Source organism: Mesonia profundi (assembly GCF_031085155.1).
Taxonomy (GTDB): domain Bacteria; phylum Bacteroidota; class Bacteroidia; order Flavobacteriales; family Flavobacteriaceae; genus Mesonia; species Mesonia profundi.
Genome location: NZ_JAVHUL010000004.1, coordinates 39155 through 64117 on the forward strand (window position 1 = coordinate 39155; position 24963 = coordinate 64117).

General features: G+C 35.4%; 23 protein-coding genes. 16 read left to right on the forward strand and 7 right to left on the reverse strand.

Annotated elements, in window-relative coordinates:
- Positions 1 to 118 precede the first annotated feature (118 nt).
- The 14 genes from RBU60_RS02435 (at position 119) to RBU60_RS02500 (ending at position 16081) form a co-directional block, all read left to right on the forward strand.
- A complete protein-coding gene (locus tag RBU60_RS02435; protein WP_407660187.1) occupies positions 119 to 643 on the forward strand; it encodes a DUF6913 domain-containing protein in 525 nt (174 codons plus the stop codon).
- Complete coding sequence (gene dapA, locus RBU60_RS02440) at positions 628 to 1503, forward strand: 4-hydroxy-tetrahydrodipicolinate synthase (RefSeq protein WP_308863068.1); 876 nt, start codon at positions 628 to 630, stop codon at positions 1501 to 1503. The genes RBU60_RS02435 and dapA overlap by 16 nt, the downstream gene beginning before the upstream one ends.
- A gap of 87 nt (positions 1504 to 1590) precedes the next feature.
- Complete coding sequence (locus tag RBU60_RS02445) at positions 1591 to 2406, forward strand: outer membrane protein assembly factor BamD (RefSeq protein ID WP_308863069.1); 816 nt, start codon at positions 1591 to 1593, stop codon at positions 2404 to 2406.
- Between the two features lie 10 nt (positions 2407 to 2416).
- On the forward strand, positions 2417 to 2743 hold the full coding sequence (locus tag RBU60_RS02450; RefSeq protein WP_308863070.1) for a DNA-directed RNA polymerase subunit omega: 327 nt from the start codon (positions 2417 to 2419) through the stop codon (positions 2741 to 2743).
- A 3-nt stretch (positions 2744 to 2746) separates the two neighbouring features.
- Positions 2747 to 3946 carry a bifunctional phosphopantothenoylcysteine decarboxylase/phosphopantothenate--cysteine ligase CoaBC gene (gene coaBC / locus RBU60_RS02455; RefSeq protein ID WP_308863071.1) on the forward strand — a complete coding sequence of 400 codons (1200 nt, stop codon included), beginning with the start codon at positions 2747 to 2749 and terminating at the stop codon, positions 3944 to 3946.
- The gene (gene porD / locus RBU60_RS02460; protein ID WP_308863072.1) at positions 3943 to 4830 is read left to right on the forward strand and encodes a type IX secretion system protein PorD; all 888 of its coding nucleotides are present in this window, start codon (positions 3943 to 3945) and stop codon (positions 4828 to 4830) included. Before coaBC ends, porD begins: the two co-directional genes overlap by 4 nt.
- A 68-nt stretch (positions 4831 to 4898) precedes the next feature.
- On the forward strand, positions 4899 to 6551 hold the full coding sequence (recN, locus tag RBU60_RS02465) for a DNA repair protein RecN (protein ID WP_308863073.1): 1653 nt from the start codon (positions 4899 to 4901) through the stop codon (positions 6549 to 6551).
- Positions 6552 to 6592: 41 nt separating this feature from the next.
- Positions 6593 to 7411, forward strand: a complete 819-nt coding sequence (locus RBU60_RS02470; protein WP_308863074.1) for an enoyl-ACP reductase FabI — start codon at positions 6593 to 6595, stop codon at positions 7409 to 7411.
- 147 nt (positions 7412 to 7558) lie between these two features.
- Complete coding sequence (locus RBU60_RS02475) at positions 7559 to 11020, forward strand: fibronectin type III domain-containing protein (protein WP_308863075.1); 3462 nt, start codon at positions 7559 to 7561, stop codon at positions 11018 to 11020.
- A gap of 156 nt (positions 11021 to 11176) precedes the next feature.
- Positions 11177 to 12178: a glycosyltransferase gene (locus tag RBU60_RS02480; RefSeq protein ID WP_308863076.1), complete on the forward strand. Its 1002-nt coding sequence runs from the start codon at positions 11177 to 11179 to the stop codon at positions 12176 to 12178.
- Positions 12178 to 13137 (forward strand): YbbR-like domain-containing protein, encoded by a 960-nt coding sequence (locus tag RBU60_RS02485; RefSeq protein ID WP_308863077.1) that lies wholly within the window; start codon positions 12178 to 12180, stop codon positions 13135 to 13137. Before RBU60_RS02480 ends, RBU60_RS02485 begins: the two co-directional genes overlap by 1 nt.
- Positions 13134 to 13724: a dephospho-CoA kinase gene (coaE, locus tag RBU60_RS02490; RefSeq protein ID WP_308863078.1), complete on the forward strand. Its 591-nt coding sequence runs from the start codon at positions 13134 to 13136 to the stop codon at positions 13722 to 13724. Before RBU60_RS02485 ends, coaE begins: the two co-directional genes overlap by 4 nt.
- A 67-nt stretch (positions 13725 to 13791) precedes the next feature.
- Positions 13792 to 15354: a sensor histidine kinase gene (locus RBU60_RS02495; protein WP_308863079.1), complete on the forward strand. Its 1563-nt coding sequence runs from the start codon at positions 13792 to 13794 to the stop codon at positions 15352 to 15354.
- Between the two features lie 4 nt (positions 15355 to 15358).
- A complete protein-coding gene (locus RBU60_RS02500) occupies positions 15359 to 16081 on the forward strand; it encodes a response regulator transcription factor (RefSeq protein ID WP_308863080.1) in 723 nt (240 codons plus the stop codon).
- Between the two features lie 62 nt (positions 16082 to 16143).
- Here RBU60_RS02500 and miaA read toward each other — a convergent pair whose 3' ends face one another.
- The 7 genes from miaA to RBU60_RS02535 are packed head-to-tail and all read right to left on the reverse strand — an operon-like array spanning position 16144 to position 23090.
- Entirely contained in the window at positions 16144 to 17052 is a 909-nt protein-coding gene (gene miaA / locus RBU60_RS02505; RefSeq protein WP_308863081.1) for a tRNA (adenosine(37)-N6)-dimethylallyltransferase MiaA, read from the reverse strand.
- Complete coding sequence (locus RBU60_RS02510; RefSeq protein ID WP_308863082.1) at positions 17045 to 17878, reverse strand: ion transporter; 834 nt, start codon at positions 17876 to 17878, stop codon at positions 17045 to 17047. The genes miaA and RBU60_RS02510 overlap by 8 nt, the downstream gene beginning before the upstream one ends.
- Positions 17879 to 17927: 49 nt before the next feature.
- Positions 17928 to 19289: an exonuclease domain-containing protein gene (locus tag RBU60_RS02515; RefSeq protein ID WP_308863083.1), complete on the reverse strand. Its 1362-nt coding sequence runs from the start codon at positions 19287 to 19289 to the stop codon at positions 17928 to 17930.
- 13 nt (positions 19290 to 19302) lie between these two features.
- Positions 19303 to 19962: a YggS family pyridoxal phosphate-dependent enzyme gene (locus RBU60_RS02520; protein WP_308863084.1), complete on the reverse strand. Its 660-nt coding sequence runs from the start codon at positions 19960 to 19962 to the stop codon at positions 19303 to 19305.
- A 14-nt stretch (positions 19963 to 19976) separates the two neighbouring features.
- Positions 19977 to 21215 (reverse strand): DUF1015 domain-containing protein, encoded by a 1239-nt coding sequence (locus tag RBU60_RS02525; RefSeq protein ID WP_308863085.1) that lies wholly within the window; start codon positions 21213 to 21215, stop codon positions 19977 to 19979.
- Between the two features lie 6 nt (positions 21216 to 21221).
- Positions 21222 to 22109, reverse strand: a complete 888-nt coding sequence (locus tag RBU60_RS02530) for a 3-hydroxybutyryl-CoA dehydrogenase (RefSeq protein WP_308863086.1) — start codon at positions 22107 to 22109, stop codon at positions 21222 to 21224.
- A gap of 15 nt (positions 22110 to 22124) precedes the next feature.
- Positions 22125 to 23090 carry a Gfo/Idh/MocA family protein gene (locus RBU60_RS02535; RefSeq protein ID WP_308863087.1) on the reverse strand — a complete coding sequence of 322 codons (966 nt, stop codon included), beginning with the start codon at positions 23088 to 23090 and terminating at the stop codon, positions 22125 to 22127.
- A 142-nt stretch (positions 23091 to 23232) separates the two neighbouring features.
- Between RBU60_RS02535 and RBU60_RS02540 the strand changes: the two genes are divergently transcribed.
- Positions 23233 to 24096: a T9SS type A sorting domain-containing protein gene (locus tag RBU60_RS02540; protein ID WP_308863088.1), complete on the forward strand. Its 864-nt coding sequence runs from the start codon at positions 23233 to 23235 to the stop codon at positions 24094 to 24096.
- Positions 24097 to 24312: 216 nt separating this feature from the next.
- Positions 24313 to 24954 (forward strand): protein-L-isoaspartate(D-aspartate) O-methyltransferase, encoded by a 642-nt coding sequence (locus RBU60_RS02545; protein ID WP_308863089.1) that lies wholly within the window; start codon positions 24313 to 24315, stop codon positions 24952 to 24954.
- Positions 24955 to 24963 lie beyond the last annotated feature (9 nt).

A 24963-nucleotide genomic window follows, 5' to 3' on the forward strand; every position in this document is an offset into this window, starting at 1 on the left:
GTAGAAATACCGCTTTTTTTTACCACAAATTTGAGCAAACAAAGAATAAACTTACCTTTACAAAATCAGTTACTTTGAATAAAATGATAAGAAAAAACACCCTTAAGAAGATAATATAATGGTTAAGGGAATTAAAAAGCTAAGCATAGAAAAAGCTATGGAAAAGCGGTTTTCGACTCGAAAAAAGCAGGATTTACACCGCCTAAAACGCGTAGGTCTTATCGTTGATGCCGATGCTGCTGAGGTAGAAAAGCTTCAATCGAAATTGTTATCGGTTTTTTCTTTGTCAAAGAATCAGTTGAGTAGCCTTATTTTTAAAGAAAATAAAGAGCAAGAAAAGGAGCAGGAAATCTATTTTTCTGAAAAAGATTTTACCTGGAGAGGAAGGCTAAAGAAAGAAAGCAAGTTAAATGAATTCCTCGCACAAGATTTTGATTTACTGATAAATTATTTTTCAGAAGATAAATTAGTTTTACATTGGGTTTCAGCTTCCGCGGAAGCGAAATTAAAAGTAGGCTTAGCAAACGAAGAAAAAAGATTAAATGACATAGAGATTGTGGTGAAAGAAGAAGAAATTGAACTATTTATGTCAGAATTAAAAAAATACGTCAATATAATTACGGACTCATGGAAAAATTTGTAGGAACAGGAGTGGCACTCATCACTCCGTTTAAGGAAGATCAATCTGTAGATGTAGAAGCATTGAAGAAGTTGGTGAAGTTTCAAATTAACAATAGCATAGATTATATTGTGGTATTGGGAACAACCGCCGAAAGTGCTACGCTTAGCGCGGAAGAAAAAACCTTGGTGAAACAAACGATTGTAGAAGCCAATAATGGCGAATTACCGTTAGTTTTAGGAGTAGGAGGGAACCATACCGCAGGATTGGTGCAACAGTTAAAAGAAGAGAATTTAGAAGGTTTTGATGCCATTTTATCGGTTTCTCCATTTTATAATAAACCTACGCAAGAAGGAATTTATCAGCACTTTAAGCAAGTAGCAGAAAATTCTCCTTTACCTATCATATTATACAATGTTCCAGGAAGAACGGGAAGCAATATGTTGCCCTACACGGTAGCGAGATTGGCCAGCGATTTTGAAAATATTATTGCGATAAAAGAAGCTGCTGGAGATTTGGTACAGGCGATGGAAATGATTCAGCAATGTCCTAAAGATTTCTTGGTGATTTCTGGAGATGATATGATTACGCTTCCTATGGTTTTAGCGGGTGGAGCAGGAGTAATTTCGGTAATCGCCGAAGGTTTCCCCGAAGAGTTTTCCAATATGGTCGCTCTAGGTTTAGATAGAAAGGTAGATGAAGCCTATGAGATTCACTACCAAATGGCTGCCGCGATTGATATGATTTTTGAAGAAGGCAATCCTGCTGGGATTAAATCGGTGTTTAAAAAGCTAGGTTTAGCGACAGATGAGGTAAGACTTCCGTTGGTGAAAGCTTCAGAAAATTTGCAGTTGAGGTTAGCCGAATTTATAGATAACAAATAATAATTAGTGCAAAACAATATTTCTAACGCATTAGAGTTTTTTAAATACGTTAGAAAGCAGTACTTTTGCAAGATGTTTTATAGACTTATGAGAAAAATAACACTCCTTTTACTTTTAGTTGCCAGCTTTTATTCTTGTGGAGAATACCAAAAAGTTTTAAAGAACGATGATGTTAAAGCAAAGTATGATATGGCTACAAAGCTGTATGATGAGGGTATAGAGCAAGATAAGAAAAGTAAAGTAAAAAAATCTCTTCGGTTAATAGAGCAAATTTTACCTCAATATAGAGGAAAGCCTCAAGGGGAGAAAATTTCTTACATTCACGCTAATTCCTATTATTTTATGGAGGCGTATTTTGATTCAGGATATCAATTTGAGCGTTTCACCAAATCTTATCCTAAAAGTGACAAGGTAGAAGAGGCTTATTTTAAAAGTGCCAAAAGTTATTACCATGTGTCTCCAAGATTCAGTAAAGATCAACAAGAGACTTATAAGGCAATAGATAAATTTCAAGATTACATCACTCGATTTCCTGATGGAGAAAATATAGGGAACGCTAATGAGCTGTCTTCAGCTTTAAGAGAGAAGCTAGAGAAAAAATCTTACGAAATATCAAAACAATACCACCATACTGAGGATTATAAATCGGCAATAGCATCCTTTGATAATTTTATTGAAGCTAATCCAGGTTCTATTTATAGAGAAAAAGCATATTTCTACAAGATGGATTCTGCTTATTTATTGGCGATCAACAGTTACAAATACTTGGTGAAAGAGCGTTTGCTAACCGCAAAAGAATACCACGAAAGTTACAAAAAATATTTCCCAGAAGGAGAGTTAGCAGAAGAAGCTAATATCATCCTTTTGGATATTAATGAGAGATTAGAAAACTATAACAGTTAATACTTTAACAATGGATATAAAAAATGTAAATGCACCGGTAAGTACAACTACTATCGATAAGAATTTAGTAGATGCACCTACAGATAATATCTATGAGGCCATCGCAATTATTTCTAAAAGAGCCACTCAAATCAATAGTGAGATTAAGAAAGAGCTTTTAGAGAAATTAGATGAATTTGCTACGTATAACGATAGCTTAGATGAAATTTTTGAAAACAAAGAGCAAATTGAAGTTTCTAAGTTTTACGAAAGATTACCTAAGCCGCATTCTTTAGCCGTACAAGAATGGTTAGATGACAAGATTTATTACAGAGATACCAAGAGCGATAACGCATAATTTATGATCTCTTTAAACGACAAAAAGGTACTCATAGGAGTCACTGCAGGAATTGCAGCCTATAAAATCGCTTTTTTAGTTCGTTTATTTATTAAAGAAGGAGCAAAGGTTAAAGTGGTGATGACGCCCAAAGCTAAGGAGTTTGTGACCCCTTTAACCTTATCTACGCTCTCTAAAAATGAAGTGGTGGTTTCCTTTACGGAAAAAGATTCTGATGTTTGGAACAACCACGTCGATTTGGGCTTATGGGCAGATTTTATGCTCATTGCACCCGCCACAGCCAATACGCTTTCAAAAATGGCCAGTGGGCAAAGCAATAATTTTTTACTAGCTACTTACCTTTCGGCTAAATGTCCTGTATATATCGCTCCAGCAATGGATCTCGATATGTACCAGCATCCTTCTACCAAAAACTCTTTAGAAAAGCTAAATTCATTTGGCAATAAAATAGTTCCTGTAGGCACTGGGGAACTCGCCAGCGGATTAAGCGGAGAAGGAAGAATGGCAGAGCCCGAGGAAATTATCAATTTTATCAAGAAAGACATTAGCAGTCAATTGCCGTTAAACGGAAAAAAAATATTGATTACGGCAGGCCCCACATACGAAGCTATAGATCCGGTGCGTTTTATAGGAAACCATTCTAGCGGAAAAATGGGATATGCTTTAGCAGAAGAAGCCGCAAAACTGGGAGCAGAAGTGACTTTGATTAGCGGACCTAGTGTGCTTCAGCTACATGACGCTAGTATAAAAAGAGTAGATGTAGTTTCCGCAAAGGAAATGTACGAAGCGGTTCATGCCATTTATGAAAAAATAGATGTAGCGATTGCGGCGGCGGCAGTTTCAGATTATAGACCGGTTACCCAAGCCACTCAAAAAATAAAAAAATCTGATCCCACGTTAACGCTGGAATTGGAAAAAACCCAAGATATTCTGTTTACTATGGGGCAAAAGAAAAAGCATCAGTTTTTAATTGGCTTTGCCTTAGAAACCCAAAATGAAGTAGAAAACGCTCAAAAGAAGTTAGAAAAAAAGAATTTAGACTTTATTGTTTTAAATTCGTTGCAAGATAAAGGCGCTGGTTTTCAAAAAGAGACCAATAAAGTTAGAATTATTGATGCAGATCATGTAAAGTCTTACGAGTTAAAATCGAAGCAAAAAGTAGCCAAAGATATCCTTAATGAATTAGTGGATCGATTAGTATGAAAAACCTCTTAGTATATTCTTTATTTATATTGTTTTCTTGTGGCTTAAGTGCGCAAGAACTTAATTGTACCGTCACTGTAAATGCAGAGCAGACCGGTAAAACACAGCTTTCTGTATTTAAAACTTTAGAAACTTCGGTGAAAGAGTTTATGAATCAAAGTTGGACAGAATTAGACCTAGAAGATGATGAAAGAATACAGTGTAATATCTTTATTACGATAAAGGATTACAATTCAGATAGTTTTAAGGCTACCCTGCAAGTGCAGTCGTCGAGACCTATTTATGGGAGCACATATACCACGCCTGTTTTGAACTTTAAGGACAACGACTTTAACTTTAATTATACCGAATATCAACCTTTACGTTACAGTAAGAATACCTACAACTCCAATCTGGTTTCTAACTTAAGCTTTTATGCCTTCACGATTTTAGGTTTGGACGCAGATACTTATGCCTTAGAAGGCGGAGAAGATTACCTCCAAGAAGCTAAGCAAATTGTAAATATTTCTGCTCAGCAAGGCGGCGGCGGATGGAAAGCTAACGACGGTAATCAATCTAAATATAAGCTTAACGCAGATCTCCTGTCTAGTAATTTTTCTAAATTTAGAGAAGCAATGTATATGTACCATCGTCAAGGTTTGGATGTGATGCACCAAGATTTAGAAGCAGGAAAAGAAAGTATCGTTAACTCTATTCAGTTATTGAGAGACGTAAATAATAGCCGACCAAATTCAGCGCCGATGCGTGCTTTTTTTGATGCTAAGTCTTCAGAAATTCAAAGTGTTTTTAGTGGAGGCCCTTCCGTATCCTTAACCGAAGTAGTGGAGAATTTAAAACGAATTGCACCACTTTACAATAAAAACTGGAATAAGATTAAATTCTAAAATTCTGTTTTGTTTTTGATGTCTACCATTAATTTCTCTTGTATATTTACCCTAAAACTGAAGAGAATTTGCTTACCAACTTATCTATAAAAAACTTTGCACTTATTGAAGATGTATCCTTACAGCTTCAAAATGATTTTACGATCATCACAGGGGAGACCGGTGCAGGAAAATCTATCTTATTGGGCGCCCTATCTTTAATTATTGGGAAGCGCGCAGATCTTAATGCGGTTAGAAACCCTGAAAGGAAATGTGTCGTGGAAGGACTTTTTAAAGTTTCTGCTTACCAATTAGAAGCTTTCTTTACGGAAAATGATTTAGATTACGAACCAGATACCATTATACGAAGAGAGATTTTACCTTCGGGGAAGTCTAGAGCTTTTGTTAATGACACGCCGGTTACGCTTCAAAAATTAGCTGTATTGGGAAATCAATTGATTGATATTCACAGTCAGCATGAAACCTTATCCTTGGGAGAAGTCAATTATCAATTTAAGATCATTGATGCTTTAGCAAATCATAAAGACAATTTAGTTCTATTCAAGAAAAAGCTTTCGGTTTACAAATCGCTTGTGAACGAATTGGAGCGTTTAAAAGAGTCGCAAAAAGAAGCTAAGGCCGCTTACGATTACAATTTGTTTTTGTTGACCGAATTAAGAGAGGTCGATTTAAAACCAGGAATCCAAGAAGACTTAGAAGAGAAATTTAAGACCCTTAATAATGTAGAGGAGTTAAAAGAAAACCTTTCGGCTTCTTCCTTTCATTTAGAACAAGAAGAAGTAGGGGTGTTGGCAGTCTTAAGAGAGGTAAAAAACAATCTTTCTCGTTTAGAAAACTTCAGCGAAAGCTATAAAGAACTCTATGAACGCGTGCAAAGCAGCTTATTGGAATTGGAAGATGTGTCTGAAGAAGTCGCTCGTCTAGAAAATAAAATGGAAGATGATCCCGAAGAATTGTCATTGGTAAATGAAAAGCTTCAGCAACTTTATAATTTACAACGCAAGCACGATTTAGAATCGGTGGAAGACTTACTCGCTTTACGGAATGAGTTGGAAGAGAAAGTTTCCAGTTCAGAAAATGCCGAGGAAGAATTAAAAGATTTGGAAAATAAAATTGAAGCTGCGAAGAAGCAAGCTTTAAGCATCGCGCAAGCACTTTATAAAGCAAGGAAGAAAGAAATTCCTAATTTTATAAAAAAGATGGAAGCTATTTTGGCTCAAATAGGAATGCCAGATGCTAAATTGAACATAGAAATACTTCCGCAGCAAGAATTTAATGTCCACGGAATAGATAAAATGAATTGGCTTTTGGCAGCGAATAAAGGAGGAAGCTTCAAAGAAATCAAAAAGGCAGCCTCTGGGGGAGAATTATCTAGAATTACTCTGGCGGTAAAAAGTATCTTAGCGGTCTATGGAAAATTACCCACCATTATTTTTGATGAGATAGATACGGGAGTTTCTGGAGATGTAGCACAAAAAATGGGAGACATTATGCTTCGTATGAGTGCCGAGATGCAAGTTATTGCCATTACGCATCTACCACAAATTGCAGCCAAAGGAAAGCAGCATTTAAAAGTATATAAAGAAACCCAAAAAGACATCACCACGACTAATATTGAACAATTAGACGAAGAAAAAAGAATTTTGGAGATCGCAGAGATGCTTGGAGGAAAAGAAAAATCCAGCTCGGCAATTGCTCATGCCAAACAATTATTGAACTAAGTTAGTTTTCATATATTTAACAATTATAAAAAACAAGAAACATGTCATATAACTTACTAAAAGGAAAAAGAGGAATCATATTTGGAGCTTTAGATGAGCATTCTATAGCTTGGAAAACTGCCGAAAAAGTACATGAAGAGGGAGGAACTTTTGTATTGACCAATGCGCCTATTGCCATGAGAATGGGGAAAATTAAAGATTTAGCAGAAAAAACAGGTTCTGAAATTATTCCAGCAGATGCCACCAAAGTAGAAGACTTAGAGAACTTGGTAGAAAAAGCAACCGAAATTTTAGGAGGAAAGATAGATTTTGTACTTCACTCTATAGGGATGTCTGTTAATGTGCGTAAAGGAAATCATTATACAGACATGAATTATGATTTCACTACCAAAGGTTGGGATGTCTCTGCGGTCTCTTTTCACAAAACCATGCAGGTATTGTACAAAAAAGATGCAATGAGTGAGTGGGGAAGTATTGTAGCTTTAACCTATATGGCTGCGCAACGTGTGTTCCCAGATTATAATGATATGGCAGACAATAAAGCTTATTTAGAGTCTATTGCTAGAAGCTTTGGTTATTTCTTCGGAAAAGATAAAAAGGTACGTGTAAATACTATTTCTCAGTCTCCAACACCAACTACTGCAGGGCAAGGCGTAAAAGGATTTGATGGTTTTATCGCTTACGCGGAAAAAATGTCGCCTTTAGGAAATGCTACGGCAGATGAATGTGCAGATTATACTTTAACCTTATTCTCTGATCTAACCAAAAAAGTTACTTTACAAAATTTATATCACGACGGAGGTTTCTCCAATATGGGTGTGAGCCAGCAAGTCATGGAAGCCTTTGTAGAGAAGGAATAGAAAAACTCAACCCATTTGTTAAAAAAAAGTCGCTTTGAGCGGCTTTTTTTTCGTTTCAACTACTTTCGATAAAAGTTATTAACAAAGAAGTGTCTGTTTAACAAATATTTCTTATTTTGTGGTAATATTTAACTTAAAAATTTTATTATGAAAAAAATTACATTATTAATTTGTTTATTTCTTACTAGTTACTTGGGGTGGTCTCAGGTATATGTAGAAGAAGACTTTTCTGATGGGAGTTTACCATCTGGGTGGGTCAATAATGATATTGAAGGATCTGGGGATGTTTGGCAATTTGACAACCCAGCCGGAAGAACGATAGTTGCTCCAATGTCTGAACCTATAGCTATTTTAGATAGTGATAATTATGGTAGTGGAAATAATCAAAATGCAGCATTAGAAACCAATGTTTTTGATGCCTCGGCAGCGACCGCTGTTCAATTAAGCTTTGATCATTATTTTAAAGATGCAACCTTTACCAATGGAGAAGCTTTTGTAGAAGTTTATGATGGTACTTCTTGGGTGGAAGTTGCAATGTATAATTCGGATACAAGTAATCCAGCTTCAGTAATTATTGACATCTCTAATGAGGTGGAAGGTATTACTAATGCACAAGTGCGTTTTAGATATGTAGGATCTTTTGATTATTATTGGTTGGTCGATAATATTTATGTAGGTGCGCCACCTAGTTGTCCAAAACCAACCGATATTTTGGCAGATAATACAAACTCCGATTCAGCAGATGTTTCTTGGACCGCTGGAAATGCAGAAACTGAATGGGAAGTTTTATATGGAGAAACTGGTTTTGATACTGCAACTGAAGGTACGAGTGTTAGTGTTACAGGAGGAACTGCAGCAACTACTTTAACTGGGTTGACTTCTGCAACACCATATGAGGTGTATGTAAAAGCAATATGTGCAGTGAATGATGAAAGTGATTATGCCGGACCTCTTAGTTTTACGAGCCTAGCAACACCACCAGCGAATGACGAATGTGATGATGCTATTTCTTTAACTGTGAATCAAGATTTAGATTGTGCAGTAGTTACTTCTGGCACAACAGTATCTGCCACTGCTTCTTCACAAGAAGATGATGTTGTTGGAACTCCAGACAATGATGTTTGGTTTAGCTTTGAAGCAGAAGATACTCAACATAGAATTGAACTTTCTAATATAACTGCAGTTTTAGGAACCTCTCTAGATATGGCTATGGCTGTTTATGATGGAACAGCAGGTTGCGAAGCTTTAGTTTTAGTAGATGACTCAGATCCTAATTCTTTCAATGTTTCAGGATTAACTATAGGAAGTACATATTACTTACGTGTTTATGGTTGGGGATCAACAAATTCAGCACAAGCAACTTTTGATGTTTGCGTGGGAACATTACCACCTCCACCAGCCAATGACGCTTGTGAAGATGCTATTGAAATTGCAGCTTTTCCTTATACTAATTCACAAGATGCAAGTACAGCAACTAATAACGACGGTTTTATAGCTGTTACTGATTGTGGAAGTGCTAATGACGGCGTTTGGTACACTATTGTTGGAGATGGAGGAGATATTACTGTACAAGTAACAGAAACCTCTTCTTGGGATTCAGAAATTGGAGTATTTACAGGAAGCTGTGGAAGCTTTACGTGTGTAGATAATGTTGATACGACAAATGATGTTGAAGAATTGACATTTACCTCAGAAGCAGGAACTAACTATTATGTTAATATAGCAAATTGGAGCGGTTCTACAGATAATGCAGAAGGGGCTTTTGATTTATTAGTAACATCTACAGGCGGCGGTGGTTCTACGACAGAAGATTGTGGACAAGAGCAATTTAGTAATGCTTTTGAAAATGGTTTATTTATGGAAGAAGGAGGGCAGTTGCTAGCTAACGATTTTATCGTTTCAGCAAACACCTTAAATTTTTCTGTAGATAATATTACAGCAAATATACTTTCTCAAGGAGGAATAGACTCTATGGACATTATTTTTTATGAAGATAATGATGGAGTTCCAGGAACAGAGATTCAAACTTTTGAAGATGTGGTTCCTACTTCTCAAGACATCATAGGAGATGCTTTTGGTTTTGATGCTCATGAAGTAGTATTAGACTTACCAACTCCAGTAGATTTTGCAGGAGATGGCGTTAATGCCGTAACTTATTGGGTGCAACTTGTAGGCGTACCAACAACAGCAGGAACACAATTAGGTTGGGAGACTACTACTTTAAATCAAATAGGAAATCCTTATGTATTTGATAACGAAAATACAACGGAATGGACTGCTGGTGATGCAGACGGAGTCTTTAGTATCACAGGTCAATGTGAATATATTGAAGGATGTTTACAACCAGAAGCTTTAACAGCATCTAACATCACTATAGACAGTGTAGATTTAATGTGGACAGAAGTAGGAGACGCTACAGAATGGACCATTGAATATGGTGCTTCAGGATTCACTTTAGGTGATGGAACAGTAGAAGTTGATAGCGATGGAACGCCAGGAATCACCATTACTGGATTAGACAGTTTAACAGAATATGACTTTTATGTAACTGCCAATTGTACAGGTGGAGATAGTAACCCTTTAGGTCCATTAACAGTAAGTACAGTAGATACCTATTGTCAGCCTATAATTGATTTTTCTGTAGAGCCAATCACCTTGGTTGAAATTGCAAACATTTCTAATGTAAGTGATGCAGCTGTAGATGGTAGTCCAGCAGTTGAAAACTTTACAGACCAAATTGTAGAAGTTGAGCAAAGCGACAGTTATGCTATTGCTTTAGAAGGTAATACTGGAGGAGGTTTTGATAATTTCTTTACGGTATTTGTAGATTGGAACCAGAATGGTTTGCTAGATGACGCCTCTGAGGTGTATGAAATTGGTTCTATAACTGGTTCTACAGGAACTGACGGTCAGCAAGCGACGGGAACCATCGCAGTACCTGCAGATGCTATGATTGGTGAAACTAGAATGAGAGTTTATAAAAACTATAATTCTTCAGTAACAGATCCTTGCGCATCGAATAGTTATGGTCAAATAGAAGACTACATGGTAAATGTATCTGAAGGAACAGTTAATCCTTGTGCAGCTCCATCAGATATTGTTGTAGATCCAATTACTGATGCTACGGCAGATGTATCGTGGACAGAAAACGGTACTGCAGTAGAATGGGAGATTGAGTATGGTGAGCCAGGGTTCGCACCTGGAACAGGAACTGTCGTTCAAGATAATGATGGTACTCTAGGGGAAACTTTAGAAAACCTATCACCAGAAACCACTTATGATGTTTATGTTCGTGCTATTTGTGCAGATGGAACTCAAAGTGATTGGACTGCTGTAGAGACATTTACTACAGATGAATTCTCTGTAAATAACTCTAATTTCCAAAACTTTAGTTATTATCCTAACCCTGTGAAAGCTAACTTAAGCTTAAAAGCAGGTTTAGAAATAGAGAAAGTATCTGTTTACAACTTACTAGGTCAAGAAGTTATTGTATTAAATCCTAATTCGCTTAACGCGAAAATAGATTTAAGTAGATTACAAGCTGGACCCTATATGCTAAGAGTTAGCATTAATGGAGATATCAAGACGTTTAAAGTGATCAAGAACTAAATTTAACGATCATTTAATTTAAAATTTGAAAACCCAAAGCAGTTGCTTTGGGTTTTTTTTGGTTAAAATTGTTCCCTCTTGTTCCCTATTTATTTGTTTGTTAAAAAGTCCGTAGATAAGTTCTTTTGGAATTTTTTGTTTACGTATTTTAGCCAAATGAATATCAAGTACTCATTTATTATCCCAGTCTATAACAGGCCCGATGAAGTGGAGGAATTACTGACCTCCTTTACGGCTTTTACTACTAAAATTCCTTTTGAAGTAGTTTTGGTAGAAGATGGGTCTACTATATCATCCAAAAGAATTGTAGATGAGTTTGCGAATAGATTAAGCCTATCATATTTTGAAAAGGAAAATACGGGACCTGGAGATTCTAGAAATTATGGAATGAAAAGAGCAAAGGGGAACTTCTTTATCATTCTGGATAGTGATGTTATTATGCCAGAAAATTATCTAGACGAAGTAGGAAATTATTTAAGTGAAAATAAAGTAGATTGCTTTGGAGGCCCAGATGCGGCACATCAAGTATTTTCTCCTATCCAAAAAGCCATTAATTTTGTGATGACTTCTTTTCTTACTACTGGAGGAATACGAGGTAAAAAGAATGCGGTAAAAGAATATGAACCTAGAAGTTTCAATATGGGGATTTCAAAGGAAGCCTTTTTAGCTACAAAAGGCTTTGGGAAAATTCATCCAGGAGAAGACCCAGATTTAGCCATTAGGATTAAAAATAAAGGATTTAAAACCGGCTTTATTGAGAAGGCTTTCGTGTACCATAAACGCAGAATTGATTGGAATAAGTTTTTTATTCAAGTCAATAAATTTGGAAAAGTAAGACCCATTTTAACCTCATGGCATCCAGAAACCTCGAGCATTGCGTTCTGGTTCCCGGCTTGTTTTATTCTTTCTTTTATTGCATCAATAGCTTTATTGCTTTTAAAATTTTATTTACCTTTTATTTTAGTACTTGGATATTTATGCTTAATTTTTCTTCTTTCAAGCCTAGAAAATAAAAGCATAAAAATTGGATTTTTATCTGTGATGGCACTTTTAGTACAGTTTTATGGTTACGGAGTTGGCTTTCTAAAGTCTACCTATTATATTAGGTTGCTCAAAAGAAAACCTAAAGAAGTTTTTCCTGAATTATTTTTCGAATAATGTTAAAAGAGCAAATACAACGTTTAAATAGAACCACCTTTAAAAAAACCAATTTTAAGGCGTTCTTCTTTTTCTTCTTTTTCGCTTTAATGATTTGGTTATTAATTCAATTTTCTAAAACCTATACCAAGGAGATTTCGGTTCCTATACAGTTTATTGAAACTCCTAAAGACAAGATTGTTGAAAAAACTAAGTCTTCCATCCAACTGAGAGTAACAGAGAATGGTTTCGTGTTGGCTTGGCTTTCCTTAAGAAGTCCTAGCATTACAAGTTCATTGGAGGAGCTTCCGGTTGGTGGGAATATTATAACCTATCATACCGACGATAAAGAAGCAGAAATTCTTTCTGAAATTCGGATAGATTATGATAATGTTCATTTTATTACCAAAAAAATAAAGATTCCCTTTATTCAGAAGGAGACAAAAGTAGTGTCTGTAATTCCCGATATTGAAGTAAGTTATGCTCCGGGATACAACTCAGACGAGCAATTTGTAATTGAGCCGGATTCCATTGAAATTAGTGGATCAAAAAAAGTATTGGATTCGATTAAATCTATTTATACCCAAAAAGTGATACTTAAAAATATAAGCTCCAATACCAAAGGCATGGTGGGGATTGATACTACTCCATATCCCAAGGTAACTTATTATCAGCAGGAAGTAGAATACCTTGTAAAGACTAAAAAATTTACGGAAGGCAGACTAAATATCCCTATAGAAATCTTGAATGCGCCTAAAGATGCTTCCGTAAGTATATTTCCTAAAGAAGTGATTGTAATTTATAGGGTTAGTCTTGATGGTTTTGAAATGATATCTAAAAATGAGTTTGTGGTAGTGTGTGATTTTTCAGATTTAAGTGAAAATCAAAATTTTTTAATTCCGAAGATCAAGAAGAAACCTAGTAGCGTAAATGCTATACGATTAAATATTAATAAGGTTCAATTTGTTTTAAAGAAATGATGATTATAGGAATCACAGGCGGAATAGGTAGTGGGAAAACAACTGTAGCAAACTTTTTTAAAGACTTAGGGATTCCTATTTATATTGCCGATGTAGAAGCAAAGCAACTCATGAATACTTCTCCACTAGTACGAGAAGAATTAACTGCTTTATTTGGTGAAGAAGCTTTCAAAAACAATGAATTAAACCGCAAGTGGATTGCTTCAAAAGTGTTTAATGATAAAGACTTACTTGAAAAATTAAATCAGATTGTTCATCCGCAGGTAGAAAAACATTTTAAAACCTGGACAAATCATCAAGAGGCTCCTTACATTATTTATGAAGCGGCCATTCTTTTTGAAAACAATGCTCAAGATAAATGTGACTACACCATTTTGGTTACAGCTCCCAAAAATATAAAGCTAAAAAGACTTCAGAAAAGAGACGATAGCAGCCTGCAAGAGATTGAAGATAGAATGGACAAGCAGTGGAAAGATTCTAGAAAAATAGAACTCGCTGACTTCGTAATTACGAACATAGATTTAGCAGATACCAAAGCTCAAGTTTACCAACTTCACAACAAGCTCTTAAGCCTTGTTAAAGCTTAGAAAATGATATGTTAACTTTTGGTTAAACCAGTTTATCTCTAAATGTTAAAATCTTACTTTTGAAGACATGAAAAAGAAAGTATTCTTATTTCTTGTTCTTTTAATGAGTTTATCATTGATAGGGATCATATTTGTGCAAGGCTACTGGATTAAGAATACGGTAGAAACAAATGAGGAACAATTCTCATTCAATGCTAAGCAAATTCTTATTAATGTAGTAAGCGAGATAGAGAGCCAAGAAGTTGACAAGTATTATATTCAATATGCCATTTTAGCTGATTCTAGCAAGCCTACTAGCGCAAGACTAAGTGAGCTTTTTCAGATAAAACAAGACCAGTTAACCAACGAGACTTTCTTTTACACCAATAGTGTATTACAAGAAGATTATAAATTATCCTCTTCTTTTTTAAGTGAAGAAAAAGATAGTATAGATTTTAAAAAGTTAGTCAATCGTAAGGTAACGAGAATTGTTAGAAATGATGATATTGATGGTACCAATCAACTTTCGGCACAAGAGAAATTTGAAAGAATTTCTAGATTAGAAGATAATGAAAAGTTCCTTTTATTGGATGCAATAAAAGAAAAAGCAGCAGAACTTCCTATATATAAGAGGGTAGATACCACTTTAATTAGGCATCTGGTGAAAGCTGAAATGAAAACAAGAGATATAGATTCTAAATTTGAAATAGGAATCTTTAGTGACGCATTGGCCACAAAAATTAAGTCGGAAGGCTTCGTACTTAATTCTCCAGCAACTTATGGGATTCCAATCTTCAAATCAGATAACACCAACTATAAGCTGTTCATTAATTTTACTGAAAAAAAGAAAGAGGTGTTTTCTTCCATCGCTTTTATGGCGATTTTGAGCATTGTTTTTACACTTATCATCATCATCGCATATTTTAGTGCTTTATCACAATTAATAAAGCAGCGGCAAATTTCTCAAATTAAAACAGATTTTATCAATAATATGACGCACGAATTTAAAACGCCTATTGCCACTATTAACTTGGCTTTAGATTCGGTGAAGAATCCAAAAATTTCTTCAGATCCAGAAAAGATGCAGCGTTATATGCGCATGATACGGGAAGAAAATAAGAGAATGCATGCCCAAGTAGAAAATGTGCTTCGCATTTCAAAATTAGAAAAGAACGAGCTTAACATAAAGAAAGAACGTTTAAAGCTGCATGAGCTTATAGAAGATGCAGTAACACATATTGAGTTGATTGTAGATGATAGAGAAGGTTATGTGAAAACTCATTTTGGAGCGTTAAAATCCTCTATTTTGGCGAATGAAACTCATTTTACCAATGTGATTGTAAACATATTGGATAATGCAGTAAAATATACAGAAGGAAATCCAAAAATAGATATCTATACAGAGAATGTCAAAAATTTTGTCATTCTAAAGATTAGAGATCAAGGAAAAGGAATGAGTAAAATCGTTCAGAAAAAAGTGTTTGAAAAGTTTTTTAGAGAACATACAGGAGACGTTCACGACGTTAAAGGTCACGGTTTAGGTTTAGCCTATGTAAAACAAATTGTTACTGACCATCACGGAGAAGTTAGCCTTCTTAGTGAAAAAGGAAAAGGAAGTACATTCATAATTAAATTACCATTAATATCATAAAAATATGGAAACTGAAAGCAAGAAGATTTTATTAGTAGAAGACGATCCAAATTTCGGAATCGTTCTTAAAGATTATTTAGCTATGAACGACTATGAAGTGGTGCATGCTAAAAACGGAATGGAAGGTTTTGAAAAGTTCAAAAAAGACGATTTCGATCTTTGTATTCTAGATGTAATGATGCCTTATAAAGACGGATTTACCTTAGCTAAAGAAATTAGAGAGAAAAACGAAGAAGTGCCTATTATTTTCTTAACCGCTAAGGCGATGAAAGAAGATGTGTTAAAAGGATATAAAGTAGGAGCAGACGACTACTTAAACAAGCCTTTTGATAGTGAAGTACTTCTTATGAAGATAAAAGCTATTATGCAGCGAAAAGCTACAGATAGCATTGCAGATAGTAAGCAATTTGAATTCCAAATAGGAGGTTTCTTCCTGAATTCTAAATTGAGATTCTTAACCTTTAATGAAGAAGAACCATCTAAACTATCTCCTAAAGAAAATGAGCTGTTAAGATTATTGGCCTTGCATGAGAATGATTTAATGCCAAGAGAATTAGCGCTAACCAAAATATGGAGAGATGATAACTACTTCACCTCTAGAAGTATGGACGTTTATATTGCAAAATTACGTAAATACTTGAAAAAGGATGAAAATGTAGAGATCTTAAATATTCACGGGGAAGGATTTAGACTTGTGATCAGAAATAAAGAAGAGGAAAGTAAATAATTTTTTAGAAAAAAATTAGCTTTTCAGTTTCAAAGGTTGACTAATAAAAACTTGTGTTTTTATTAGTCAACCTTTTGCGTTATAAAGTCTGCTATTTCTTGTGGTGCTGCATCATAGGGAAACCAAAACGTATGCTCGTCCCGTCTAAACCAGGTGAGTTGTCTTTTGGCAAATCTACGCGTATTTTTCTTGATTTCGCTGAGGGCAAATTCTAAGCTCCAAGTGCCATCAAAATACTGGAACAATTCTTTGTAGCCTACCGTATTTAACGCATTTAATTCTCTTAACGGATATAATTCTTTGGCCTCTTCAAGAAGTCCGTTTTCTAGCATAAAATCCACTCTTTTCTCTATACGCTCATAAATTAATGGGCGGGGTGCTTCTAAACCAATCTTAATGGAGTTAAAATTTCTTTCTTTAGCAGAATGATTTAAAAAGCTAGAGTAGGGTTTCCCTGTTCCTAAACAAATTTCTAAAGCCCTAATGACTCTCTGCGGATTAGAGAGTGCTACTTTCTTATAATGATCTGGATCTAGTTCTTTTAGCTGAAGCTGAAGAGATGCTAGTCCGTGTTCTTGTACTTGTACATTTAATTTTTCCCGAATGGAAGCTTCTACTTTAGGAAAATGATCTAATCCTTTGTTCACAGCATCCACATATAATCCACTTCCTCCAACTAAGAATAGAATTTTATGTTTTTCAAAAAGTTCATCGAGCTTTTTGAAAGCATCTTTTTCAAAATCCCCCACCGAATACTGCTCTGAAACAGAAACATGCTGTATAAAATGATGTGGCGCAGCTGCTAATTCTTCTGGAGTAGGGACAGCGGTTCCTATGCACATTTCTTTATAAAACTGACGAGAATCTGCCGAGAGTATTTCAGAAGAAAAATGCTGTGCTAAAGCAATGCTTTTAGAGGTTTTACCAATTGCCGTAGGACCTACAATATTAATGAGGTAAGGTTTACTCATCGACGTGTAATGAATATCCGCAGTTATTACAATACTTAGCAGAGTCTAGATGTTTGTCTTCTCCACAATTATAACAAGATTGCGTGTTCTTTAAAGAACCAGAGCTTGTAGATTTAGAATATTCAGCACTAACAATTCCTGTAGGTACGGCGATAATTCCATATCCTAAAATCATAATGATAGAAGCTAAGAATTGTCCTAAAGGAGTTACAGGGTGTATGTCCCCAAAACCAACGGTAGTAAGCGTAACAATCGTCCAATAAATACCAATAGGAATACTTGTAAAGCCGCTATCCTCTCCTTCAATAAGGTACATAAGTGTACCTGCAATTAAAGAAAGAATCACTACGGCAAAAAGAAATACTAGTATTTTGGCTTTACTACTTTTTAAAGCTGATGCCAATTTATTTCCTTCCCCAATGTATCGCGTTACTTTTAAAATTCTAAAAATCCTTAAAAGACGTAAGGCTCTAAAGGTTAAGAAAGCCGTACTTCCTGCTAAGAAAAAAGAAAGGTATAAAGGAATCGTAGATAAAAAGTCGATGACTCCATAGAAACTGAAAATATATTTTTTTGGATGTTTAATGCTTATGACCCTAGCAATATATTCTAATGAAAAAAGAATAGTCACTACCCATTCCGCATAAAATAAAAACGTGTACATCCAGTCATCTAGACCTTTGATACTTTCAATCACTACAAAGAATACACTTAGTAGAATAAGTATGAGCAAAAGAACGTCAAAGGTTTTTCCTTTGGCGGTATCCGCTTCATAAATAACTTCATGCAATTTTTCTCGCCACGTAAGTGAGGATTTATTTTTCAATATTTTTTTATTTTTTTAAGATGATAAAAATAGGAATAAACTTCCGGTATTAAAATTCAATTACCTTAATGTTCTTTTTTCTGCGCATATAACTCTGGATGATATGCTGCGCATCCCTATTATTGGGCATAGGAGCGATGATATTCTTTAAAATATCAATATTGCTAATTTGGTGGTTGAGAGATGCATAACCATAGCCTTGAAATTTACCATCCTCTATAAGTAAAATGCTTTTTTCTCCGTTTTCTCTTCCGCGGTCTACGATGATCATGTTCTTATTAAGGTAGCTAAAGTGTTTTAAAACCTCTTGGACTTTTTCATTGTAGGCTTCGGGAGATTCTTCGCCTATGCAAGCACCATCACATGATTTTATGAAGTAGTTAAAACAACTAGAATCGGTTTTATGCAAGCCCGTAAATTTTTGACAAAGACCATAAGTCTCCGTAAGTATTTCCATAAAGTTTTTAGCTTGCTTTAACGTGGTAAAAGTCGTTAGAGGCGCTTCTACCAAAGAAGATTTCATCACCTTAAATTCTATGTAACCGGCTTCGTTGGTAAAAGATTCAACCGCATAATTAAAGATGTCTTTCTTTAAAGCGCGATTGTATTTGGGTTTATTTTTCTTGATTTCATCATTCTCCTTCAGTAAAGCCAATAACTCATTCCCCGTAAGCTCATAAGATACGGCAGCAATCTCCTGACGCATGTTTTTAGACTTATGGCTATCATTGGTGAAATGCTGATTTAAACGTTTCCGGATATTATTACTTTTACCTATATAAATAATATCTCCAGCTTCATTATGCATATAATACACGCCCACATTAGAGGGAACCTCTTCTAAAATCCTAATGAGTTTGTTGTCCAATTGATTGGTTGGAATTTTTCGAATTGACTTTTTAATGATCTCCTTTTCGGAATCTTTATTCAGTAACAACTGAAAGAGCTTGACCGTCGCCAAGGCATCTCCGCTAGCTCTGTGCCTATCGGTGATGGGAATGCCTAAGCTTTTGGTCAGTTTTCCTAAGCTGTAGGAAGGCTGATCAAGAATTAGTTTTTTAGAAAGTTCTACCGTACAAATGTTTTGTCTCTCGTAGGTATATCCCAACCTCTGGTATTCCATTTTTAAAATTCGATAATCAAATTTTGCATTATGTGCTACCAGCACACATTCTGTAGTGATTTCAATGATTCTTTTCGCGACTTCATGAAACTTAGGAGCATTGCGAAGCATGTCATTATTAATCCCGGTAAGACCAACTACAAAAGGTTGTATGGAGCGTTCCGGGTTCACCAAGCTAATAAACTGATCCACGATTTCATGGCCGTCAAACTTATAGATAGCAATTTCGGTTACGCCCTCTTCATTATACTTTCCTCCGGTAGTCTCTATGTCAACAATTGCGTACAACTATAAATATTTTTTAATTATAATTTCGTTCTCCAAAAATAGAGCTTCCTATTCTAAGCATCGTACTTCCATTCTTGATGGCGATTTGGTAGTCGCCGCTCATTCCCATAGATAGGGTAGTGAGTGCTGGAAATTCTTTAGAGAATTCATCCATTTTTCCTTTTAGGTAGGCAAACTCAGTGTTTATCTTCTGTTCATCTTCCGTTAAGGTAGCCATTCCCATAAGGCCTACAATTTTTACATGATTCATTTCTTGGTAAGCTTCAGACTTTAAAATTTTTAAAGCTTCGTCTGCTTCCATCCCATATTTACTGTCTTCTTCAGCAATTTTTAGTTGCAATAAGCAGTTGATGACACGGTCTTCTTCTTTTGCGCGCTTATTAATTTCTTTAAGAAGCTTTAATTTATGTACCGCGTGGACAAGGCTCACATAAGGAGCCATAAATTTCACCTTATTGCTTTGTACGTGACCAATCATATGCCATTCGATATCTTTGGGCAAAGCTTCGTGCTTATCGGTCATTTCTTGGATTTTATTCTCTCCGAAAATGCGCTGTCCAGCTTCGTATGCTTCCAAAATAGCTTCGTTGGGTTTGGTTTTAGAAACCGCTACCAAGTCGACATCACCGGGCAACTCGTCTTTGTATTTTTTAATTTGTGCTGCAATACTCATATCTCCATCTTGCATTAATATTCGTAAATAGTGATTCCACTTCTTAATTTAGGTTCGATGTAAGTAGATTTAGGAGGCATCGTAAGACCTTCATTAGCGATATCTTTCATCTCCTTTACCGTTGCGGGAACCATTCCAAAACCTACTTTAAAAGAGCCATTATCTACTTGACCTTTTACAAAAGGCATTCCTTTTTTACCGTGCGCATAATCCAAACGACTATCACTTCTAGGGTCTTTAATGCCTAGAATAGGGTGGAGGACCGTTTCATAAAGTACTTGTGCATCTAAGTGAGAAAGCGAATTTTCTATTTTAAAATTAAGCTTTCTTAAATGAAGCGAGTAAAAATCCCCATCAAGGTACATACTAAATTGATGTTTCTCTTCAGGTTTATAGTACGTATTTTTTCTATTCTGAATTCTAAACGAGTTATCTAGCTTAATTAAGAACTCCTCTTTTGATAATCCGTTAAGGTCTTTTACCAATCGGTTAAATTCTAAAATCTTAAGATTGCTCTCTGGAATAATGTAGCTCATAAAAAAATTATAAGGCTCTTCTCCCGTATGTTTAGGATTGTTCTTCTTAAACTCTTCGTACAATTGATAAGCAGAAGCACTTCTATGATGACCATCGGCAATATAAAGGTGGTCCATATGGTTAAACTCTTCCTGAATTTTTTTCAGGGTAGCCTCATCATCCAAATTCCATAAATAATGCGTATCCCTAAACGTGGTGGTAAACTCATATTCAGGCCTTTCTTTAGTCACCTCTTTTATAATCTGAGATAAAGTTTCATTATCCTGATGCGTTAACAAGACCGGTTCTGCATTAAAACCTACCGTTTCTAAATAATCTTTAAAGTCATCCTCGCGGTGGGCGATGGTTTCTTCGTGTCTTTTAATTAAATTGCTCTTGTAACTCTCTAAGCTGGTCGCCGCAATGATTCCCGTAAAAACTTGCTTATCACTATCTATCAATCTATAAATGTAATAGTTAGGCTTTTTATCCTGAATAAAAATATGATCTTCCCTAAATTCTTGGTATCTATTTTTTACCAGTTCATACCTGTCTGGACCCGAAATCTCTTTATGGTATTTATACCCTGGATTTACGATGTGTAAAAACGAAAACGGATTGTTGTCCAAACGCGCTTCCCTTTCGGCTAGGGTATAGTGATGGTATGGCCTAGAGGAAATAAGACCTACTTTATCGCGCGTAGGTCTTACCGCTCTAAAAGGAGTTACTTTTGGCATATGATTTTATTTGAATTGAGCAGAAACGTTTTCTGCTTTTCTACTTTCCGAGTAATCGTAAAAACCTTCTCCAGATTTAACACCTAATTTTCCTGCTTGCACCATATTCACTAAAAGCGGACACGGAGCGTATTTAGGATTTTTAAAGCCGTCGTACATCACTTCCAAGATGCTTAAACAAACATCCAATCCAATAAAATCGGCTAATTGAAGTGGCCCCATAGGATGTGCCATTCCCAATTTCATGACCGTGTCAATTTCTTCTACTCCAGCAACATTATTGTACAAGGTTTCAATCGACTCATTAATCATAGGCATAAGAATCCTATTGGCAACAAAACCAGGGTAATCATTTACCTCGGTTGGTACCTTCTTTAAAGCCTTAGAAAGTTCCATAATCGTTTTAGTAGTCTCGTTAGAAGTGCTGTAACCTCTAATGATTTCTACCAATTTCATAATAGGCACTGGATTCATAAAGTGCATCCCAATTACCTTATCGGCTCTTTTGGTGACCGAAGCAATTTTGGTAATAGAAATAGAACTGGTATTGGAAGCCAAGATTACCTCGTCTGAACAAAACTGATCTAGATCTTTAAAAATCTGAAGCTTTAACTTCTCATTTTCTGTTGCTGCTTCTACTACAAGACCTACAGATTTTACACCTTTTTCTAAAGAAGTAAAGGTGGTAATATTGTCTAAGGTATTATTTTTATCGCTTTCGCTGATTTTTTCTTTGGCTAACATGCGGTCTAAGTTCTTGGTAATGGTGGCCAAGCCTCTAGAAAGGTTATCTTCAGAAACATCGATTAAGTTAACTTTATATCCAAATTGTGCAAAAGTGTGGGCAATTCCGTTTCCCATAGTTCCTGCGCCAATAACTGCAATATTCTTCATGTGATCGTATATATTTTAATTAGAAAAACTTTCAATAATTTGTTTCGCTACCTGTAAAGCTTTTGTTCCTTGCTCTAAAGTAACTCTTGGGGTGGTATTGTTGTTAATCGCATCGGCAAAAGTTTCTAGCTCCTCGAGAATGGCATTGTTCTCTTCTACCTCTGGATTATCAAAGTAAATTTGTTTTTTGATGCCTTCCGCATTTTGAAGAATCATATCAAAATCCCCCGGACTTTCAGGAGCATCTTTCATTTTAACTACTTCGCATTTTTTCTCCAAGAAATCTACCGAAATATAGGCGTCCTTCTGAAAGAAACGCGCTTTACGCATTTGCTTCAAAGAAATTCTACTGGCAGTAAGGTTGGCGACACATCCGTTTTCAAACTCGATACGCGCATTGCAAATGTCTGGAGTTTCACTAATCACCGAAACCCCACTCGCATTAATTTTTTTTACATTAGATTTTACGACACTTAAAATAGCGTCGATATCGTGAATCATCAAATCAAGAACTACGGGCACATCGGTTCCCCGCGGATTAAATTCCGCTAGACGGTGTGCTTCAATAAACATAGGTTTGTCAATCATCTTAGTCACCGCTTGAAAAGCCGGATTAAAACGCTCTACATGACCCACTTGTCCTTTTACCTGATGCTTTTTAGCGAGTTGCACTAATTCTTCTGCTTCTTTTACCGTATTGGTAATCGGTTTTTCAATAAACACGTGCATCCCAGCTTCTATCACCTTTTTTGCAGTTTCAAAATGCGAAAGTGTAGGCGTAACGATATCAATCACATCTGCTTGCGCAATTAAATCGTCTATAGAGGAAAAAATTGGATAGTCAAATTCTTTAGAAACTTCTTGGGCATAGACAGAATTACTGTCATAAAACCCAATTAAATTATAGTGTTCTGATTGATTCAATAAGCGCAGGTGAATTTTACCTAAATGCCCTGCACCTATAACTCCAACGTTAAGCATACGATTTGGTTTTTCACAAAAATAGCATTTCTTTTACAGAAGTAGTATTAATTTTTGTGAAATGAAGATTTAGGAATACATGAAATACTTATAATGACTTTATATTTATTTTACGTAATTTAGTAGGAACCAAGATAGCACTATGAAAACAACACTACTTTTTCTTTTCGGAATTTTTTCAATTTCGATTTCCGCACAAACCACGAGCATTCCAGATGAAGGTTTTGAACAAGCTTTAATTGATTTGGGAATCGATTCAGACCAAAGCATTAATGGCCAAGTTTTAACCAGCGATATAGCCAATGTCACCGATTTAGATTTATTAGATAGTAATATTCAAGATCCTTCCCTTATACACAGTATTGCGGGGATTGAAGATTTTGTAAGCCTTAAAGTTTTAGATATGTCATATCTTTATGGAGTGGATAATGGTGGCACTTTAGATTTATCCTCTTTAATAGATTTAGAAGAATTTTATATGAAAGGCGGTGAGATAGAAGGAGCAGATTATGAAGTGGTGATACTTGATAATAATCCTAATTTAAATATCATAGATGTTAATGAAAATTATTTATTAAAAATTTTACGTTTAAAAGGAGGAGATTTAGCGATAGGTGATCTAACGCTTGATTTTGGTTCTGAGTTTAGAGAAAATAATCCAATTTGCGTAGAAGTAACCAATGCTAGTCAGGCAGAGAATCAACAGGACATCTACAGTAATTGGATCACTTATGGAATTTATGAATATTCAGAAAATTGCGTTTTAAGCAGTGAAAATTTTAGCAGAATAAAGGTGCAACTTTATCCTAATCCTACCGCTCAGCAATTTCAATTTCAAACATTAGAAGAAATTAAAGAAGTAAAAGTGTTCTCCCTTAACGGAAAAGAGGTTTTGAAATACACGACTCAAAATACGTATGATGTTTCTCAACTTCCTGTAGGGGTTTATTTTGTACAAATTTTTGCCACAGAAGGTGCTGCAACTCAAAAACTAATTAAGAATTAAGACCTTAGAGAAAATCTCAACTTTTATATTAGGCTAGTAATTCTGAAATTAAAAAATAAGCTTTGGTTTTTTAAATCATCGAAATTAAATCTATTATCTAAAAGCGTAGCGGTCTAACATCTTAGTCGGACACGACTATTTTTAAAGACATTTTCTTTTATAGATAGCCAAGGATTGAATAGATTTTTGGCTATTTTTAGGCAAAAATTTGGCGCATTGAAAGATAATTTTAGACATCAGGGAAAGAGACAACATCTGGTAGAAATTCTTAGAAAAAAAGGAATTACCGATGAGAAGGTTTTAGCGGCAATCAATAAGATTCCGCGTCACTTGTTTATGGATAGTTCTTTTGAAGATCATGCCTATCAAGATAAAGCTTTTCCCATTGCTGCAGATCAAACCATTTCGCAACCTTACACCGTAGCTTTTCAAACCCAATTACTGGAAGTAAAAAAAGGAGATAAAATCCTTGAAATTGGTACAGGAAGCGGTTACCAAACCGCCGTCTTATGCGAACTTGGTGCTCAAGTTTATAGTATAGAACGCCAACAAGAACTCTATAAAAAAACAAAACTCTTTTTAAATAAAATAGGCTATAGGCCTAAATACCTCACTTTTGGTGATGGTTACAAAGGCTTGCCTCTATACAAACCTTTTGATAAAGCCATTGTTACTGCTGGCGCTCCTTATGTGCCTAATCCCTTATTGGCGCAATTAAAAGTAGGAGGGAGGTTGGTGATTCCTGTAGGTACAGAGAGTCAGGTGATGAACTTGTTTGTACGTAAATCAGCGAAAGAATTTGAGAAAAAAGAGTTTGGCGAATTTAGGTTTGTTCCTTTGTTGGAGGATAAAAACTAGATTAACTAA

Excerpts from the sequence above, each read along its gene's own strand:
- RBU60_RS02535 (WP_308863087.1), bottom strand. The coding sequence starts at position 23,090 with ATGCTTAACGTTGGAGTTATAGGTGCAGGGCATTTAGGTAAAATTCAC.
- RBU60_RS02475 (WP_308863075.1), top strand. The coding sequence starts at position 7,559 with ATGAAAAAAATTACATTATTAATTTGTTTATTTCTTACTAGTTACTTG.
- RBU60_RS02470 (WP_308863074.1), top strand. The coding sequence starts at position 6,593 with ATGTCATATAACTTACTAAAAGGAAAAAGAGGAATCATATTTGGAGCT.
- porD (WP_308863072.1), top strand. The coding sequence starts at position 3,943 with ATGAAAAACCTCTTAGTATATTCTTTATTTATATTGTTTTCTTGTGGC.
- RBU60_RS02540 (WP_308863088.1), top strand. The coding sequence starts at position 23,233 with ATGAAAACAACACTACTTTTTCTTTTCGGAATTTTTTCAATTTCGATT.
- coaE (WP_308863078.1), top strand. The coding sequence starts at position 13,134 with ATGATGATTATAGGAATCACAGGCGGAATAGGTAGTGGGAAAACAACT.
- RBU60_RS02525 (WP_308863085.1), bottom strand. The coding sequence starts at position 21,215 with ATGCCAAAAGTAACTCCTTTTAGAGCGGTAAGACCTACGCGCGATAAA.
- RBU60_RS02445 (WP_308863069.1), top strand. The coding sequence starts at position 1,591 with ATGAGAAAAATAACACTCCTTTTACTTTTAGTTGCCAGCTTTTATTCT.
- RBU60_RS02485 (WP_308863077.1), top strand. The coding sequence starts at position 12,178 with ATGTTAAAAGAGCAAATACAACGTTTAAATAGAACCACCTTTAAAAAA.
- RBU60_RS02450 (WP_308863070.1), top strand. The coding sequence starts at position 2,417 with ATGGATATAAAAAATGTAAATGCACCGGTAAGTACAACTACTATCGAT.
- RBU60_RS02500 (WP_308863080.1), top strand. The coding sequence starts at position 15,359 with ATGGAAACTGAAAGCAAGAAGATTTTATTAGTAGAAGACGATCCAAAT.
- miaA (WP_308863081.1), bottom strand. The coding sequence starts at position 17,052 with ATGAGTAAACCTTACCTCATTAATATTGTAGGTCCTACGGCAATTGGT.
- RBU60_RS02480 (WP_308863076.1), top strand. The coding sequence starts at position 11,177 with ATGAATATCAAGTACTCATTTATTATCCCAGTCTATAACAGGCCCGAT.
- RBU60_RS02530 (WP_308863086.1), bottom strand. The coding sequence starts at position 22,109 with ATGAAGAATATTGCAGTTATTGGCGCAGGAACTATGGGAAACGGAATT.
- RBU60_RS02435 (WP_407660187.1), top strand. The coding sequence starts at position 119 with ATGGTTAAGGGAATTAAAAAGCTAAGCATAGAAAAAGCTATGGAAAAG.
- dapA (WP_308863068.1), top strand. The coding sequence starts at position 628 with ATGGAAAAATTTGTAGGAACAGGAGTGGCACTCATCACTCCGTTTAAG.
- RBU60_RS02495 (WP_308863079.1), top strand. The coding sequence starts at position 13,792 with ATGAAAAAGAAAGTATTCTTATTTCTTGTTCTTTTAATGAGTTTATCA.
- RBU60_RS02520 (WP_308863084.1), bottom strand. The coding sequence starts at position 19,962 with ATGAGTATTGCAGCACAAATTAAAAAATACAAAGACGAGTTGCCCGGT.
- coaBC (WP_308863071.1), top strand. The coding sequence starts at position 2,747 with ATGATCTCTTTAAACGACAAAAAGGTACTCATAGGAGTCACTGCAGGA.